The organism is Sphingomonas qomolangmaensis, assembly GCF_024496245.1.
Lineage (GTDB): Bacteria > Pseudomonadota > Alphaproteobacteria > Sphingomonadales > Sphingomonadaceae > Sphingomonas > Sphingomonas qomolangmaensis.
On sequence record NZ_CP101740.1, the window covers coordinates 1,034,552 to 1,051,348 of the forward strand.

18 protein-coding genes are annotated in these 16,797 nt (G+C 68.4%); 11 read left to right on the plus strand and 7 right to left on the minus strand.

Annotation, left to right across the window (positions count from 1 at the left end; translation table 11 throughout):
* Positions 1–45: 45 nt before the first annotated feature.
* On the minus strand, positions 46–504 hold the full coding sequence (locus tag NMP03_RS04895; protein ID WP_256507402.1) for a DUF1465 family protein: 459 nt from the start codon (positions 502–504) through the stop codon (positions 46–48).
* Positions 505–599: 95 nt separating this feature from the next.
* Complete coding sequence (locus NMP03_RS04900) at positions 600–797, minus strand: YdcH family protein (RefSeq protein WP_256507403.1); 198 nt, start codon at positions 795–797, stop codon at positions 600–602.
* Between the two features lie 151 nt (positions 798–948).
* Between NMP03_RS04900 and NMP03_RS04905 the strand changes: the two genes are divergently transcribed.
* Complete coding sequence (locus NMP03_RS04905) at positions 949–1,104, plus strand: YdcH family protein (protein WP_256507404.1); 156 nt, start codon at positions 949–951, stop codon at positions 1,102–1,104.
* Positions 1,105–1,147: 43 nt separating this feature from the next.
* Here NMP03_RS04905 and NMP03_RS04910 read toward each other — a convergent pair whose 3' ends face one another.
* On the minus strand, positions 1,148–1,519 hold the full coding sequence (locus tag NMP03_RS04910; protein ID WP_256507405.1) for a PilZ domain-containing protein: 372 nt from the start codon (positions 1,517–1,519) through the stop codon (positions 1,148–1,150).
* 103 nt (positions 1,520–1,622) lie between these two features.
* On the minus strand, positions 1,623–2,093 hold the full coding sequence (dksA, locus tag NMP03_RS04915) for an RNA polymerase-binding protein DksA (protein ID WP_256507406.1): 471 nt from the start codon (positions 2,091–2,093) through the stop codon (positions 1,623–1,625).
* 435 nt (positions 2,094–2,528) lie between these two features.
* Between dksA and NMP03_RS04920 the strand changes: the two genes are divergently transcribed.
* A complete protein-coding gene (locus tag NMP03_RS04920) occupies positions 2,529–3,368 on the plus strand; it encodes a hypothetical protein (protein WP_256507407.1) in 840 nt (279 codons plus the stop codon).
* Positions 3,369–3,404: 36 nt separating this feature from the next.
* Here NMP03_RS04920 and NMP03_RS04925 read toward each other — a convergent pair whose 3' ends face one another.
* Positions 3,405–3,848 (minus strand): host attachment family protein, encoded by a 444-nt coding sequence (locus tag NMP03_RS04925; RefSeq protein ID WP_256507408.1) that lies wholly within the window; start codon positions 3,846–3,848, stop codon positions 3,405–3,407.
* A 94-nt stretch (positions 3,849–3,942) separates the two neighbouring features.
* Here NMP03_RS04925 and serS point away from each other — a divergent pair, with 94 nt between their 5' ends.
* From serS to NMP03_RS04960, 7 genes are all read left to right on the plus strand, one after another.
* Positions 3,943–5,220, plus strand: coding sequence for a serine--tRNA ligase (serS, locus tag NMP03_RS04930; RefSeq protein WP_256507409.1), 1,278 nt, complete (start codon positions 3,943–3,945; stop codon positions 5,218–5,220).
* A gap of 143 nt (positions 5,221–5,363) precedes the next feature.
* A complete protein-coding gene (surE, locus tag NMP03_RS04935) occupies positions 5,364–6,131 on the plus strand; it encodes a 5'/3'-nucleotidase SurE (protein ID WP_256507410.1) in 768 nt (255 codons plus the stop codon).
* A 167-nt stretch (positions 6,132–6,298) separates the two neighbouring features.
* Positions 6,299–7,378: a M23 family metallopeptidase gene (locus NMP03_RS04940; protein WP_256507411.1), complete on the plus strand. Its 1,080-nt coding sequence runs from the start codon at positions 6,299–6,301 to the stop codon at positions 7,376–7,378.
* Complete coding sequence (locus NMP03_RS04945; RefSeq protein WP_256507412.1) at positions 7,378–8,406, plus strand: potassium channel family protein; 1,029 nt, start codon at positions 7,378–7,380, stop codon at positions 8,404–8,406. The genes NMP03_RS04940 and NMP03_RS04945 overlap by 1 nt, the downstream gene beginning before the upstream one ends.
* Positions 8,407–8,419: 13 nt before the next feature.
* Positions 8,420–8,764 (plus strand): DMT family protein, encoded by a 345-nt coding sequence (locus NMP03_RS04950; RefSeq protein WP_256507413.1) that lies wholly within the window; start codon positions 8,420–8,422, stop codon positions 8,762–8,764.
* Positions 8,765–8,921: 157 nt separating this feature from the next.
* Positions 8,922–10,250, plus strand: a complete 1,329-nt coding sequence (gene rimO, locus NMP03_RS04955; RefSeq protein WP_256507414.1) for a 30S ribosomal protein S12 methylthiotransferase RimO — start codon at positions 8,922–8,924, stop codon at positions 10,248–10,250.
* A gap of 153 nt (positions 10,251–10,403) precedes the next feature.
* Positions 10,404–11,789, plus strand: coding sequence for a leucyl aminopeptidase family protein (locus NMP03_RS04960; RefSeq protein WP_256507415.1), 1,386 nt, complete (start codon positions 10,404–10,406; stop codon positions 11,787–11,789).
* Between the two features lie 198 nt (positions 11,790–11,987).
* Here NMP03_RS04960 and NMP03_RS04965 read toward each other — a convergent pair whose 3' ends face one another.
* Positions 11,988–12,461 (minus strand): phosphoglycerate mutase family protein, encoded by a 474-nt coding sequence (locus NMP03_RS04965; RefSeq protein ID WP_256507416.1) that lies wholly within the window; start codon positions 12,459–12,461, stop codon positions 11,988–11,990.
* A complete protein-coding gene (tpiA, locus tag NMP03_RS04970; RefSeq protein ID WP_256507417.1) occupies positions 12,458–13,204 on the minus strand; it encodes a triose-phosphate isomerase in 747 nt (248 codons plus the stop codon). The genes NMP03_RS04965 and tpiA overlap by 4 nt, the downstream gene beginning before the upstream one ends.
* A 125-nt stretch (positions 13,205–13,329) precedes the next feature.
* On the opposite strand from tpiA, the gene NMP03_RS04975 reads away from it, so the two are divergent.
* Both NMP03_RS04975 and NMP03_RS04980 read left to right on the plus strand, forming a co-directional pair.
* On the plus strand, positions 13,330–15,261 hold the full coding sequence (locus NMP03_RS04975) for a peptidylprolyl isomerase (RefSeq protein ID WP_256507418.1): 1,932 nt from the start codon (positions 13,330–13,332) through the stop codon (positions 15,259–15,261).
* Positions 15,258–16,745, plus strand: a complete 1,488-nt coding sequence (locus NMP03_RS04980; RefSeq protein ID WP_406698240.1) for an anthranilate synthase component I family protein — start codon at positions 15,258–15,260, stop codon at positions 16,743–16,745. Before NMP03_RS04975 ends, NMP03_RS04980 begins: the two co-directional genes overlap by 4 nt.
* Positions 16,746–16,797 lie beyond the last annotated feature (52 nt).

Consider the following 16,797-nt stretch of genomic DNA (forward strand, 5'->3'; position numbering starts at 1 on the left):
CGGCGTTGGCCGCTTCATCAACGAAGCCTGCCGCTTACCGCCCCCTTAAAACGCCCCGGCGAGCCGGTCGATCATCGATCGCGCCGGGCTTGGGGCGAACCGCGGTCGCGCTTGCGCCGAGTCGAGTAGCGCTACCCGCCGATGCAGGTCGATGCTCGCGCGCACCAGCGCGCCCGCCGCGCGGGGCATCGCCGCGATCGCCGCATCGTCGCTGGCGGGCGCGCCGCCCAGCCTTCGCGTACGGTCGAGCGCGTCGCGCGGCGAGAGTTCGCCCGCCGCCACCGCGCGCTGCGTCAACAGCCAGGCGATTACGTGCATCAGCCGGGTCGTAAGCTTGAGCGACTCGCACGAGAACGACACCCGCGCCAGCGGCGCCAGCGCATCGCGGTCGCCCTTGCCGCCTTCGTCGAAATAGCCGCGCGCCTCGTCGGCCAGCAGCATCGCCTCGACATAAAGCGAGTCGATCAGCCTTCGTTCGATGCGTAGCGTGCCGTCAGGGTCCATCGCCCGGGCGTGCCACAAGCCGGCGAGGCCCGAAACCGCCAAAACCCGGCGGGCACCCGCCTGTCCCAAAACGGCGCGAGGGTGGATTTCTTAATTCAGGCGATGATGTCCGGGATCATCTCGTCCTCGACCAGCGCGATTTCGTCGCGCAGTCGAAGCTTGCGCTTCTTCAGCCGCGCGATCTGCAGCTGGTCGGTCGATCCGGTGTCGGTCATCGCGGCGATCGCGGCGTCCAGATCGCGATGTTCGACGCGCAGCGCTTCCAGGCGGCGCAGCAGTTCGGCCTCGTCCATCGCTTGTCCCTCGCGCCCATGCTGCCGGCGCCGATTTGGATCGGGGCTCGATTTCCGCACGGCACGTCGATCGCATCGTTTTTGCGAGGCGACAAGCGCCGCGATCGGTGTTTTACTCGCTATCCCCCACCACCAACCGGAGAACGCAGCCATGCACAGTCCGCACCTGTCCGCCCTGGAAGCCAAGCACGCCACGCTCGATCGCCGCATCACGGCCGAGTCGCAGCGGCCGCTCCCCGATCCGACGGTGTTGCGCGACCTCAAGCGGGCCAAGCTTCGGGTGAAGGAAGAAATGACGACCCAGTAAGCAGGCCGTCGGTGCTGCCGCATGGCTTCGGCCGTGCGGCGGCTCAACGACGCAGCGGCGGCTTCAGATAGATCGGGGTCTTGGCGCCCGTTCCTACGGGCTTGCGCGCCAATTTTGGGTCGATCGGCGAATCGAACGCGATCCCCAACCGGCCATCGGTCGCCCACGCCACCTTGCCCGCCACCCAGCCGATCCCGCGCACATCGATTTCGACCGCGGTGCCGTTGGGCAAGGCAATCGCATATTCGGCCATCAGCCCGCCCGCCGACAGATTGCGCACGCGGACGCTGCTGGCACCAGCATCGGTGCGCAGCGTTGCGGTGAGCAACAGGCTGTCGCGCGAGGTATTGCGCTGTGCCTCGCCGTCTTCGTCCCCGTCGGGGATCGAATCGGGGTCCTGTGCGTAACGGTCCATGGTGATGCTCAATACTCGTGGCGGTGCGGATCGCCACCATAGTTAAGCAGCAATCCTTGTCGAAAGCGTTAAAGCGGCGTTGGCGAAGGTCGCCAGCGGCCGATCATTCCTCGCGCGAAACCTTTTCCTGACGCTCGTGACGCTCCTGCGCCTCGACCGTCATCGTCGCGATCGGCCGTGCTTCGAGCCGCGCGAGCGAGATCGGCTCGCCGGTCACTTCGCAATAGCCATATTCGCCGTCGTCGATCCGCCGGAGCGCAGCGTCGATCTTCGAAATCAACTTGCGCTGACGATCGCGGGTGCGCAGCTCGATCGACCAATCGGTTTCGCTCGACGCGCGGTCGGTCAGGTCGGCCTCGCGCAGCGAGTCGTTCTGCAACTGGCTGAGCGTGTCCTTCGCCTCCTGGTGGATGGCCTCCTTCCACGCATGCAGCTTGGAGCGGAAATACGCCTGCTGCCGTTCATTCATGAAGGGTTCGCCGGCGTTTGGGCGATAGCCGATGGCATCGCCGTCATTCGCTGCCGGCGAGCCCGGTTTCTCGGGGTCGTTGAATCGATCCAAAACCGTTGCCATCCCACTCTCCACACCGGCTTGCCGTGTCGGCCCCCAATGGCTGTGGCACGCCTGCATTTGCCCTGTCGCGGCCTATACGAGTGCCGCGGGCGCATCACAAGCGACGAAAGCCCATCTTTTCCGGCAATTATCTTCCAATTTGGCGCCAACGCGCGATGCCCCGCGCCGGGGTGCGAGTGAGTCGGCGCCGGCCGGCTCGGTATCTGCCCATTGCATCGCCAGCCTCGAAATCTCGTCCCAATACCGGACGTTAACCATGAAGCCGACGGCGTACCCTCGCATTTTCTGACAGTTGGTGGGTAGATCGTGGTTAACGACGTTGATCTTAATATTTCGATCTGCACAGTCATCGTATCGGCAACATCTGGTTGCCTCCCCCGTCGGATCGCTCGCGACCCTGCGGAAACGAGAAGAGATGACGCTATGTCGGTACGGATGGCTGTTGCTAAACTTTGCGCGTTCACCTGCGGCGGGGCAATCGTCGGCGGCGGCGCGGTCCATGCGGTCGATACCGCGCGCACCGAGCGGGTCATCGAAAGCCGCGTCGCCGAAACGCGCGTCGCGCGCAAGCGAGCCCAATATGCGGCGGTCCCCGGCACGAAGCTGGTGCGCCGGGTGATCACCAAGACCGCCGCCTGCGAACCGCAGACGGTGACGGTGACCAGCCAGGGCGCGCCGATCCCGCTTCCCGAGCCCTATCTCGGGTCGAGCGGCGCCGCGCCGATGATCGGCGGCGGCGGCACCGGCGGCGGCCCTATTTTGGTCGGTGGGTCGGGCGGATTCACCGGCGGCGGCGGCGGGTTCTTCGGCGGCGGCGGCTTTGTGGGCGGCGGCGGAGGCGGCAGCATCGTGGTTTCGTCGACCTCGAGCTCGAGCTCGAGTTCCAGTTCGAGCGGCGGATCGAACGTCGTGATCGACAATCAGAACAACGCCAACAACAGCTCGAACAATAGCTCGAACAACAATAATAGTTCGAATAACAACAACAGCTCGAACAACGATAATTCGAGCAATAATAGCAATCAGAACAACAATAGTAACAACAACCAGAACACTAACGAGAACAACAACCACAACGAGAACGAGAACCACAACACCAACAAGCCCGACAAGCCCGGCTGGTCGAGCGGGGGGCACAACCCCAACCCCCCGGGCACCTCGTCGGGCAACCCTACCCCGGTGCCCGCGCCGCCGATGCTGCTGCTGTTCGGTGGCGCCGCCGCAGCGCTGGTTGCGCGCGGTCGCTTCGGCAAGAAGGCAGCGAAGGGGGCCTGACCCCCTTCGCGCCCCGCCGGGACCGATCCGCCGCGGTCAATCGGCGGCGAGCAGCGCCTTTTCGATATCGGGAATGCTATGGCCGGTGAGATCCTTGCCGATCTCGCCGGCCAGCCGCGTCTGCACTTCCTGGTGATAATGTTTGCGCAGCTCGCCGAGCGTCTTGGGTGGCGCGACGATGATCAGCGTCTCGAAATCATTGGTCAGGGCGCGCTTGTTGAGGAGCTCGGCGGTGTGCGCTGCAAACCGGTCTTCCTCTAGCTGGTGGAAGTCGGTCTCCTCATAGGCGCTGCGCCCCGCGCCGACGCTCGAGAACGCCCGGCCCGGTCGGTCGGTAGATTGCTCGCCGTCGGACGGATTGTCCTGCTCGCGGACGCGCTCGACCACCAGATTGGGATGCACTGCGTCGCCTTCGTTGCGAAGGAACAGCATCTTGCGGCCATCGGCGACGACGACGAATGCCTTGTGCGGAACCTGCATCGGGATCTCCTTTTTGGATTGGCATGAGCCGCAATAACGCGCCGCCGCGCCGACGGGTTGCGCCGCCCCCCGCCGCCGGGCCATAGCGGCGGCCATGCACGATATCCGCTCCATCCGCGAAAACCCCGCCGCCTTCGACGAGGGCCTCTCCCGCCGCGGCCTGCCTGCGCAGGCCGAGGCGCTGGCCGCGCTCGACGAGCGACGCCGCGCGGTGCTTACCCAGCTGCAGGCGGGCCAGGCGCGCCGCAACGAAGCCTCCAAGGCGATCGGTGCCGCCAAGGGCAAGGGCGACCACGCCGCCGCCGACGCGCTGATGGCCGAGGTCGCGACGCTCAAGGAAGCGATGCCCGCGCTCGAAGCCGAGGAAAAGACGCTCGCGACCGAGCTCGACACCGCGCTCGCCGCGATCCCCAACCTCCCCGCCGCCGACGTACCGCCGGGCGATGGCGAAAACGATAACGCGCTGGTCCATGTGCGCGGCGAGCCTGCTAGCTTCGCTTACCCGGCCCGCGAACACGACTCAATCGGCCCGGCGATCGGCCTTGATTTCGAGACCGGCGCGGCGATGGCGGGGGCGCGCTTCACGCTGCTGCGCGGCCCTGTCGCGCGGCTGCACCGCGCGCTCGGCCAGTTCATGCTCGACACGCTGACGCAGCAGCATGGCTTCGAGGAGGTCGTGCCGCCGCTGCTGGTGCGCGACGAGGCGGTGTACGGCACCGGCCAGCTTCCCAAATTCGCCGAAGACCTGTTCCGCACCACCGATGGCCGCTGGCTGATCCCCACCGCCGAGGTGTCGCTGACCAACATCGTCGCGGGCCAGATCCTGGCGGAGAAGGAGCTGCCGCTGCGCTTCGCCGCGCTCACCCCGTGCTTCCGCTCCGAAGCCGGCGCGGCGGGGCGCGACACCCGCGGCTATATCCGCCAGCACCAGTTCGAAAAGGTCGAGATGGTGGCGATCACCACTCCCGAAGCCTCCGACGCCGAGCATGAAGCGATGACCGGCCATGCCGAGGGCATCCTGTCGGCGCTGGGGCTGCCCTTCCGCCGGATGAAGCTTTGCACCGGCGACATGGGCTTCTCGGTGGCGCGCACCTACGACCTCGAAGTGTGGCTCCCCGGCCAAACGCGCTATCGCGAGATTTCGAGCGTCTCGACCTGCACCGATTTCCAGGCGCGCCGGATGAACGCGCGCTACCGCCCCGAAGGCGAGAAGGCGACGCGCTTCGTCCACACGCTCAATGGCTCGGGACTAGCGGTGGGGCGGACGCTGGTCGCGGTGCTCGAAAATTACCAGCAGGACAACGGCGCGGTCGGGGTGCCGCCTGTGCTGCAGCCGTATTTGGGCGGCCTGACGATGCTGGAGCCCAAGTGATCCTCCCCGGAACGGGGAGGGAGACCGCCGGCGCAGCCGGTGGTGGAGGGGGCTTTCGCCGAGCCGGTCGGTTGCGGCTTTGCCCCTCCACCATCGCTACGCGATGTTTCCCCTCCCCAAGCAAGCTCGGGGAGGATTGAGCGATGCGCATTCTCATCACCAACGACGACGGCTACGACGCCCCAGGGCTGAAGATCCTCGAGACCCTCGCCGCGACCTTTTCCGACGATGTCTGGGTCGTCGCTCCCGCCGAGGAGCAATCGGGCGCCGGCCATTCGCTCACCCTCAGCCGCCCGCTGCGCATCCGCCGCTTCGCCGACAAGCGCTTCGCGATCGATGGTACTCCGACCGATGCCGTGATGATGGCGCTGGCCAAGATCATGGCCGACCACCAGCCCGACCTGATCCTGTCCGGCGTCAATCGCGGCGCGAACCTCGCCGAGGACGTCACCTATTCGGGTACCGTCTCGGCGGCGATGGAGGGGGCGCTTGCCGGGGTCCGCTCGATCGCGCTCAGCCAGGTCTATGCGCGCGAGGCGATGGGCGATTCGGTACCGTTCGACGCCGCCGCCGCCTGGGGCCGCCGCGCGCTCGAACCGCTGATGCCGCTCGATTGGGCGCCGCGCACGCTGGTCAACATCAACTTTCCCGCGCTCCCCGCCGACCGGGTCAAGGGCATCCGCGTCGCCGATCAGGGCCTGCGCGATTATGGCCGGCTGCAGATCATCACCAACCGCGATCCGCGCGGCTATGACTATCACTGGTTCGGGCTTGGGCCGACGGTCGAGACGCCGGCGCATTCGACCGATCTCGAAGCGATCCAGGACGGCTATGTCGCGGTCACGCCGCTGCATCTGGACCTTACGCATCGCCCGTCGCTCGCTATGCTCGCACAGGCGTATCGCGAATGAAGGGGCAGCGGATGGCGAGAACCGAGCGCGGGGCGGGGCAACCTGGCTGGCCTAATGCGCACACCACCCCCTCGCCGTTCGCGCTGAGCTTGTCGAGGCACCGTTCTTCTCTCGCGCCCCGATCGCCCAAGAAGAACGGCACTTCGACAAGCGCAGTGCGAACGGTGGTGGGAAGCCTTGTCCTCCCCCTTGTCCTCCCCCTTGTCCTCCCCCTTGTCCTCCCCCTTGTCCTCCCCCTTGTCCTCGCCGCCTGCATCCCAGGCACCGGCCAGCGCGACCCCGTAGCGCAGCCACCGCCGCAAACCGTCCGCCAGCCGCTTGCCGAAGACGTCACCGCACTCCCCTCGCCGCCCCCTGCCTGGGAAGCCCGCCGCGTCGCCCCCGATGCGCGCAGCGTCGCGCCCACGAGCTACATCGTCGCCTCGGGCGACACGCTGCGCGGCATCGCCGCCAAGACCGGCGCGGGCTCCGAAGCGATCGCGCGCGCCAACGGCCTTGCGCCCCCCTTCACGATCTTCGCCGGCCAGCGCCTCGCCATCCCCGGCGGGCGCTATCACCTGGTGCGCGGCGGCCAGACCGGGATCGCGATCGCACGCGCCTATGGCGTCGATTGGGGGCGGATCGTCACCGCCAACATGCTCGAGGAGCCCTTCATCCTGCGCACCGGGCAGCGCGTGCTGATCCCCGGCGAGGCGATCCCGCGCAGCGCCGCCGAGCGCGCGCAGGCCTTCCGCCTCGACATCGACGACATCATCACCGGCGGCGAACCCGCGCTCGCCGCCAACACCGCGCCGACCCGGCCGAGCGCGTCGTCGAAGCGGATACTCCCCTCGACCGCCGCGGTTGCCGAGCCCGCGCGGCTGCGCGGCGGCTTCCAATGGCCGGTCGAAGGCCGCGTCGTCCGCCGCTTCGGCCCCGGCGCGTCGGGCGAGCGCAACGACGGCATCAAGATCGCGGTCCCGCTCCAGACCCCGGTGCTCGCCGCCGCCGACGGCGTCGTCGCCTATGTCGGCAGCGATATCCCTGCGCTCGGCGGGCTGGTGATCCTTCGCCATGGCGACGGGCTGACCTCGGTCTATGGCCATGCCGGGGACCTGCTCGTCCAGCGCGGTCAATCGGTGAAGCGCGGCCAGCGGATCGCGCTGTCGGGCGATTCGGGCGCCGCCGACCGCCCCGAGCTCCATTTCGAGCTTCGCCAGGGCCGTACCCCGGTCGATCCGCTCAGCCGCCTGCCGGCGCGCAGCTGATGACGAAGCCGCTCCATCCGGGCACGCTCAAGCGCAAATCCTCGACCCCGGTCTGGCTTGCTATCACCTGGCGCGTGCTCGCAGTGCTGACCTTGGTCGGCATCGCGATCGCGGTGCATTGGTTCGATCGCGAAGGGCTGCGCGACAATTATGACGGGCAAATCAGCTTTGCCGACGTCGTCTATTTCACGATGATTTCGATCACCACCACCGGCTATGGCGACATCGCGCCGGTGACCGAAAAGGCGCGGCTGTTCGATGCGCTGATCGTCACCCCGATCCGGGTGTTCGTGGTCGTGCTGTTCATCGGCACCACCTATAATTTCGTTCTCAAGCGCGGCTGGGATAAATGGCGCATGGCACGTATTCAACGCAATCTTGACGGGCACATCGTCATCGCTGGCTATGGCAAGACCGGCTCCGAAGCCGTCGAGGAGCTGATCGCCCGCGGGCGCGATCCCGCGAGCATCGTCGTGGTCGATGGCGACGCCGATCGTCTGGCGCGCGCCGGAGAGCGCGGCTGCAACGTCCTTCTCGGCGACGCCACCCGCGACGCGACCTTGATCGACGTCCAGGTCGCGCGTGCCTGCGCGATGATCGTCGCCGGCGGGCGCGACGACACCTCGATCCTGATCCTGCTCACCGCGCGCCACCTCGCCCCTGACCTGCCGATCAGCATCATCGTCAAGGCCGAGGACAATGAACTCCCTGCGCGCGCGGCGGGAGCGACGACGGTCATCAACCCCGTCAGCTTTGCCGGGCTGCTGCTCGCAAGCTCGTGCTCGGGGCGCCACATCGCCGATTACATGATGGACCTCGCCTCCTACGAAGGCCGCGTCCAGCTCTCCGAACGCGCGGTACGCCTCGACGAGGTCAACCAGCCGCTTTCGGCGATCACCACCGGGCTTGGTCTGCGCATCTATCGCGGCGGCGAGGTCTATGGCTTCAGCGCCCCCGAGGCGCAGACGCTGCACCAGGGAGACGTCATCGTCGAAATCCTGCCACGCCAGGGTATGGGCAACCAGTGACGGGGGCGCAGTGATGGAAACCGCGCGGATCTGGCCGATCGCGCTGCTGATCGGCTCGAACGTCTTCATGACCTTCGCATGGTACGGCCATCTCAAGCACAAGGGCGCCGCTTTATGGGCGGTGATCGCGGTGAGCTGGCTGATCGCGCTGCCCGAATATATGCTCGCGGTGCCCGCCAACCGGATGGGCAGCAACGTCTATTCGGCGGCGCAGCTCAAGGGAATGCAGGAGGTCATCACGCTGACGATCTTCGCAATCTTTTCGGTGACCTATCTGGGCCAGCGGATCACGCTGAACCACGGCATCGGCTTCGCGCTGATCGCGGCGGGCGCGTTCTTCCTGTTCCGGACGAATTGATATCCCGCCGCCGTACGACCGTCGCCCTAGCGAAGGCTGGGGCCTTCCGGTAACGACGCACGCGCCCCGCCGCAAAAGACCCGAGCCTTCGCTGGGGTGACGAATTGGTCGGATGGCTCGCTTTTTGCCGCGACCCGCACTATGTGCGCCCCCAATCATGGCAACCCAATTTCCTGAACCGCCCCGCGTGGGCATGGTGTCGCTCGGCTGTCCCAAGGCCTTGGTCGACAGCGAACGCATCCTCACCAAGCTGCGCTCGGACGGCTATGGCCTGTCTCAGGACTATGCCGGTGCCGATGTCGTGCTGGTCAACACCTGCGGCTTCCTCGACAGCGCCAAGGAGGAAAGCCTCGAGGCGATCGGCGAGGCGATGGCGGCCAATGGCCGCGTGATCGTCACCGGCTGCCTGGGGCAGGAGGCCGAGATGATCCGCGCGCGCTTCCCCAACGTGCTGGCGATCAGCGGCGCGCACCAGTACGAAGCCGTCGTCGGCGCGGTCCATGATCACGCGCCGATGCCGCCCAACGCCTTCCTCAACCTGGTGCCCGAAAGCGGCCTCAAGCTGACGCCGCGCCATTACAGCTATCTGAAGATTTCGGAGGGCTGCAACCACCGCTGCTCGTTCTGCATCATTCCGTCGATCCGCGGCGATCTGGCCAGCCGCCGCCCCGACGCGATCCTGCGCGAGGCCGAAAAGCTGATCGAAGCGGGGACGCGCGAGTTGCTGGTCATCAGCCAGGACACCTCGGCTTACGGTGTCGACATCCGCAAGGAACCGCGCGCCTGGAAGGGCGGCGAGGTCGTGCCGCACATGACCGATCTGGCGCGCGAACTCGGCCGCCTGGGGGCTTGGGTCCGGCTGCATTATGTCTACCCCTATCCGCATGTCGACCAGGTCATCCCGCTGATGGCCGAGGGGCTGGTGCTTCCCTATCTCGACATCCCCTTCCAGCACGCCGCGCCCGACGTGCTTCGCCGGATGCGCCGTCCCGCCAATGAGGCCAAGGTGCTCGAGCGGCTCAAGACCTGGCGCGCGATCTGCCCCGACATCGCGATCCGATCGTCGTTCGTCGTCGGCTTCCCGGGCGAGACCGACGCCGATTTCGAATATCTGCTCGACTGGCTCGATGAGGCCCAGCTCGACCGCGTCGGTGCGTTCCGCTTCGAACCCGTCGAGGGTGCCGCCGCCAATGCGCTGCCCGATGCCGTACCCGAGGAGGTGAAGGAAGAACGCTACGCGCGCATCATGGAGCGCACCGCCGCGATCTCGGCGGCCAAGCTCCAGGCCAAGATCGGCCGCGAGCTAGACGTCATCCTCGACGCGGTCGACGACGAAGGCGGCGCGACTGGCCGCTCGCAAGCCGACGCGCCCGAGATCGACGGCGAAGTCCATCTGCGCGACACCTTCGGCCGCATGCCCGGCGACATCATCCGCGTGCGGATCGAGGACGCCGACGAGCATGATCTGTTTGGGGTGCCGGTTTAAAACTCCGAAGCCCTTACCGCACACCGTCACCCCAGCGAAAGCTGGGGTCTCTCACGACGAAGCGCTGGGCCTACCGCCCGAGACCCCAGCCTTCGCTGGGGTGACGACGGTTTGGGTGGTAGTTCGGCCCCCACCCCCCTACCTTCCCCCGCAATGACCGACTTTACCCCCTGCCTCGCCCCCGATCGCAGCCAGCCCGCGCATGCGATCCACCTCGTCGACCCCGCAGGCTATGACGACTGGCTGTCGCGCCAGCCCGCGCGCCACCGCGCCGCGATCGCCGCGCAGCGGCTCAAGCCGACCGGCTATGCCAGCGCGATCCTGCCCGGCGATGCGCCGGAAAGCTGGTCGGTCGTCACCATCGTCGCCAACACTGCGTCGCTCTCGCCCTGGTGCCTGGCGCGGCTCGCCGAGACGCTGCCCGAGGGGACGTACCGCGTCGAAGGGCACGAGCCCGGCGTCGCGATGCTCGGCTGGCTGCTCGGCCAATATCGCTTCGACCGCTATCGCAGCGAACCGCCGACTGGCGACCGCGTGCTGCTCACCGGCGAACCCGGCCGGATCGACGAGACGCTGCGCCTCGCACGCGCCACCGCCAAGGTTCGCGACCTGGTCAACACCGGCGCCGGCGATCTCGGCCCCGCCGAGCTCGAAGCCGAAGCCTCCGTGCTGGCCAAAACCTACGGCGCGGCGCTCACCGTCACTAAGGGCCCCGAGCTCGAACGCGGCTTCCCGATGGTCCATGTCGTCGGCCAGGCAGCCGGGCGAGGCCGCGAGCCGCGGATGATCGAGCTCGTCTGGGGCCGCCCCGACGCACCGCGCATCGCGATCGTCGGCAAGGGCGTGTGTTTCGATTCGGGTGGGCTCGACATCAAGAATTCGGCGGGCATGCGGCTGATGAAGAAGGACATGGGGGGCGCAGCGCACGCGCTCGCGCTGGCCGAGCTGGTGATGCAGGCGCGGCTGCCCGTCCGGCTCCATCTGCTGATCCCCGCGGTCGAGAACGCGATCGCGGGCAACGCCTTCCGCCCCGGCGACGTGCTGCGCAGCCGCCAGGGGCTGACGGTCGAGAACACCAACACCGATGCAGAAGGGCGGCTGATCCTCGCCGACGCGCTCACAAGGGCAGGCGAAGAAAAGCCCGAGCTGATCCTCGACTTCGCCACCCTAACCGGTGCCGCGCGGGTGGCGCTTGGCCCCGACCTGCCGCCGCTGTTCACCGGCGACGACGCGCTCGCCGACGCGCTGCTGGCGGCGGGCAAGGCGCATGCCGATCCGATGTGGCGGATGCCGCTGTGGGATGCGTATGACGAGATGCTGAAATCGGACATCGCCGACCTGGTCAACGCCCCCGAAGGCGGCCTGGCGGGCGCGATCACCGCGGCGTTGTTCCTGCGCAGGTTCGTCCCTGCCGAGGCGGCGTGGGCGCATCTCGACGTGTTCGCCTGGCGCCCGGTGGCCAAGCCCGGGCGGCCGAAGGGCGGCGACGCCTATGCGCTGCGTGCCGCGTGGGCGATGCTGAAGGCGCGATACGCCTAACTACCCTCTCCCGCTTGCGGGAGAGGGGGCGAGACTTGGGGTCGCACTTGCGGCCCCTAGTCGCAGCGGTGAGGGGTCGCACTTGCGGCCCCTAGTCGCAGCGGTGAGGGTCTTTCGTCGCGAGCGGGGCGGCAAAAGAAGGAGAAGGCCCTCACCCAACCCGCTCCCGCAGGCGGGAGAGGGCTTTAGAAGAAGAACCTACTCCACCACGCCTTTCACCGTCTCCCCGGCGCCCACCGTCCAAATCCCCCCGAAATCCTCGTGCACCATCGCCGGCGGCCTGACCCCGCCCAGCGCCTCGACCAGCTCGGGGACGGTGTTGCTATGCCCCACCACCAGCACCGCGCCACCGCCCGCGCGGATCCGCGCGACCGCTGCCGCCTGCTGCTCCCAATCATACACCACCGGCACGATCCCCCGCGCCTCGGCGAGCGGCGCGATCGTCTGGCGGCTGCGGCGGAAGGGGGTCACGAAGATCGCATCGAGCGGTTTGCCCGCGAACCAGCGTACCAGCGCCTGCGCGCGCGCCTCGCCTTGTGCGGTGAGCTCGGCGTCCTGCACGCCCTTGGGTGTATCGAAATGGCGGACGACATGCACCGTCTGCGCGCCGCCGCCGCCCGCGCACCCCGCCAGCAGCAGCCCCAGCGCCACCAGTACCGCCCGCCGCTTCATACCGCCGCCGCGGCTTCGATGATCGGCACGAACTTCGCCGCGGTCAGGCTGGCACCGCCCACCAATGCGCCGTCGACCTCGGGGGTCGCCAGGATGCTCGCGGCATTGTCGCCGGTCACCGATCCGCCATAGAGGATGCGGATCCCCCCCGCCGCATCGCCCACCAATTGCCGCATCTTGGCGCGCGCGATCGCGTGGATCGATGCGATTTCCTCAGGGGTAGGGGTGCGCCCCGTCCCGATCGCCCAGCGCGGTTCATAGGCGAGCGTGAACCAGTCGCCATTGGCATCCTCGGGCACCGACTTCTCGATCTGCGCCTGCACCACGCGCTCGGCGCGCCCGGCGTCGCGCTCGGCCTCGGTCTCGCCGCAGCACAGGATCACGCGCAACCCCGCCGCGCGCGCAGCCTCGGCCTTCGCCCAGGCGTCCTGGCTGGTCTCGTTCTGGTCGGCGCGGCGCTCGCTATGCCCGACGATCACCACGCTCGCCCCCGCCTCGTGCAGCATCGCGGCCGAAAGGCAGCCGGTATGCGCGCCCTTGGGGTTGGCATGGCAGTCCTGCCCACCGATCGCCAGCGGGCCGGCATACGCAGCCGCCGGGCCGATCAGCGTCGCGGGCAGCGCCAGCACGACGTCGATTTGGCGGTGCGCCGCGGCGGCGGCCGCGATCGCCTCGACCTCGACCAGATCGGCGCGCATCCCGTGCATCTTCCAATTGCCCGCCACCAGCTTGCGTCGCGTCATCTCGTATCCCCGCTCGTTCCTTGTTGCCCGAGCGATAGCAATTGGACGACGCCGCACAAGCTTGATGGCGGGCCCCGACCGCCCTAAAGCACCGCGCTCTATCTTCCTGCAGTGATCGGTTCTTCATGCTCAGCTTCTTCCGGCGCATCACCAAATCGCGGCTCGGCGTGATCGTCACGCTCGGCATCCTCGCGGTCATCGCGCTGGCATTCGGGCTGAGCGACATTTCGAACGTCGCCCCCACCGGCGCTGCCGGCACCACGGTGGTCGAGGTCGGCGACGGCGCGGTCACCGATACCGAATTGCAGCAACGCACCCGGCTCGCGCTCGATGCGGTGCGCCAGCAGCAGCCGACGATCGATATCGACGCCTTCATCGCGCAAGGCGGGCTCGAAAGCGTGATTGACCGCACCGTCAACGGCATGGCGCTCGACCTGTTCGCGCAGGCATCGGGTATGGTCGCGTCGAAGGCGCTGATCGACGGCCAAATCGCCAGCATTCCCGCGTTCCAGGGCTTCGACGGCAAGTTCAGCCAGGCCAATTTCGAGCGCGCGCTGGCGACGCAGCGGATCAGCCAGGCCGATCTGCGCGACGACATCCGCCGCGAACTCTACGCCCAGTGGCTGCTCGCCCCGACGCAGGGCGCGAGCCAGGTTCCCGCGCAGCTTGCCACACCTTATGCCTCGCTGCTGCTAGAAAAGCGCGCGGGCCAGATCGCTCTGGTTCCCGCCAGCACCGCGGGCATCGCCGCACCGTCGGCCGAAATCCTCGCCAAATTCTACGCGTCGAACCGGGCTCGCTACAACGTGCCCCAGCGCCGCGTGCTGCGCTACGCCGTCGTCTCGCCCGAGCAGTTCGGCGGCACCGTCCAGGTCAGCGACGCCGAGATCGCCGAGGCGTATCGCGCCGCGGGCGATCGCTACGCCCCCAGCGCGACGCGCACGCTGCAGCAGGTGATCGTCGCCGACCAGGCTGCCGCCAACCGCATCGCGCAGGCGGTGCGCGGCGGCACTTCGATCGAGGCCGCAGCGCGCGCCGCCGGGCTCGAAGCCACCACGCTCACCAACGTCGCGAAGCCCGACTTAGCCGGCCGCAGCGCGCCCGCGGTCGCCGATGCCGCCTTCGCCGCCAATGACGGCAGCGTCGCCGGCCCCGTGCGCTCGCCCTTCGGCTGGCACGTGATCCGTGTCGCCGGGGTCGCGCAGAGCGCCGGCCGCCCGCTCGCCTCGGTGCGCGACGAACTTGTCACCGAAATCCGCCGCAGCAAGGCGCTCGAAGCGCTCACCGCGGTGCAGGAAACGCTCGATACCGGCATCAACGACGGTGCGACCTTCGACGAGCTGATGAGCGACACCAAGCTCCAGGCGCAGCGCACCGCGCCGGTGATCGCCAGCGGCATCAACCCCGACGCCCCCGATCGGCGCCCCGACCCGCGCTTCGCACGGCTGTTCGAGGCGGGCTTCGCCGCCGAACAGGGCGATGCGCCGCAGTTGGTGCAGCTGGGCGAGGACGGCACCTTCGGCGTCGTCGGTGTCGAGCGGATCATCGCCGCGGCGCCGCGCCCGCTCGCGCAGATCCGCGACCAGGTCGTCGCCGATTGGCAGCGCGACCAGGCCAAGCAGGCCGCGCGTCGCCAGGCGCTGGCAGTGATCCAGAACGTCAACCGCGGCACCGCGCTGCCGCAGGCGATCCGCGCGGCGGGCGTCAACGGTCCCGAGGTCCAGTCGATCAACGTGTCGCGCGCCGATCTCGCCGCGCGGCGCGAACAGTTGCCGCCGCCGGTCGCGCTGATGTTCAGCATGAAGCAGGGCACCGCCAAGCTGCTTGAGGCCCCCAATGGCGAAGGCTGGTTCATCGTCTCGGTCACCGGGATCGAGCGCGGCGATGCCAAGGGCAACACCAATGCGATCAACGCCACGCGTCAGGGCCTGGGCAGCGTCATCGGCCGCGAATATGTCCAGCAGTTCACCGCCGCCGCGCGTGCGACCGTCGGCGTGAAGCGCGATGACGCAGCGGTCGCCCGCCTGCGCAACTCGCTGACCGGCGCGGGCGAGTGATCGAGGGGGTCGACGCCGCCCGCGCCGCGCTTGCCGATGGCCGCGCGGCGCTGGTCTGGCGTCGCCAGCTCGCCGACACCGAAACCCCCGTCGCCGCCGCGCTCAAGCTGATCGAGCCCGGGCGCGGCGACTTCCTGCTCGAATCGGTCGAAGGCGGCGCGGTGCGCGGGCGCCACAGCCTGATCGGCCTCGCCCCCGATCTGGTGTTCCGCGCCGCCGGCGATGCCGCCGAGATCAATCGCGACTGGCTCACCGATCGCGAGGCCTTCGCGGCGTGCGACGGCCCCACGCTGGGTGCCTTGCGCGCACTGGTCGCTGCCTGCCGCGCCGACGTGCCCCCCGAGCTGCCGCGCGCGCTCGCCTGCCTGGTCGGCTATTTCGGCTATGAGACGATCGGCCTGGTCGAGAACCTGCCGCGCCCCGATGCGCGCGCGGTCGACATCCCCGACATGATCTTCGTGCGGCCCACCGTGATCCTGGTGTTCGATCGCCTGGCCGATGCGCTGTTCATCGTCGCGCCGGTCTGGCCCGAGGGCGATGTCGATGTCGCGTGTGAGCGGATCGACGCGGTCTCGGCCAAGCTCGCCAACGCCCCGCTACCCGCCGCCGCGCGCAGCGACGCGCCGCCGGCCGAGCCCACCCCTGTTCTGGCCCCCGGCGCCTACGCCGCCATGGTCGCACAGGCGAAGGAATATATTGCGGCGGGCGACATCTTCCAGGTCGTGCTGGCGCAGCGTTTCACCGCGCCCTTCGCGCTGCCGCCGATCGAGCTGTATCGCGCGCTGCGGCGGATCAATCCGTCGCCCTTCCTCTATCATCTCGACCTGCCCGGCTTCGCGCTGACCGGGTCGAGCCCCGAGATACTGGTGCGCGTCAGCGACGGCGAGGTCACGATCCGCCCGATCGCCGGCACCCGCCCGCGCGGCAAGACGCCGGCTGAAGACGAAGCCAACCGCACCAGCCTGCTCGCCGATCCCAAGGAGCGCGCCGAGCATCTGATGCTGCTCGATCTCGGCCGCAACGATACCGGGCGGGTCGCCAGCGCGGGCAGCGTTCGCGTCACCGACAGCTACACCGTCGAATTCTATAGCCACGTCATGCACATCGTCTCGAACGTCGTCGGCACCCTGCGCGACGACGCCGACGCGATCGACGCGCTGTTCGCGGGCTTTCCCGCGGGCACCGTCAGCGGCGCGCCCAAGGTCCGCGCCTGCCAGATCATCGCTGAATTGGAGCCCGAGGCACGCGGTGCCTATGCCGGCGGCGTCGGCTATTTCTCGCCCGACGGATCGATGGACAGCTGCATCGTGCTGCGCACCGCGCTGGTGAAGGACGGGGTCATGCACGTCCAGGCAGGCGCGGGGATTGTCGCCGATAGCGACCCGGCGTCCGAACAACGCGAATGCGAAGCCAAGGCGGGCGCGCTGTTTGCCGCGGCGCGCGAAGCGGTCGCGCGGGCGGGCGAGGCGCGGTTCGGGCAATAGGCTCCCCCGTTATCCCCGCGCAGGCGGGGATCCAGGATTTCCGCCACAGGCT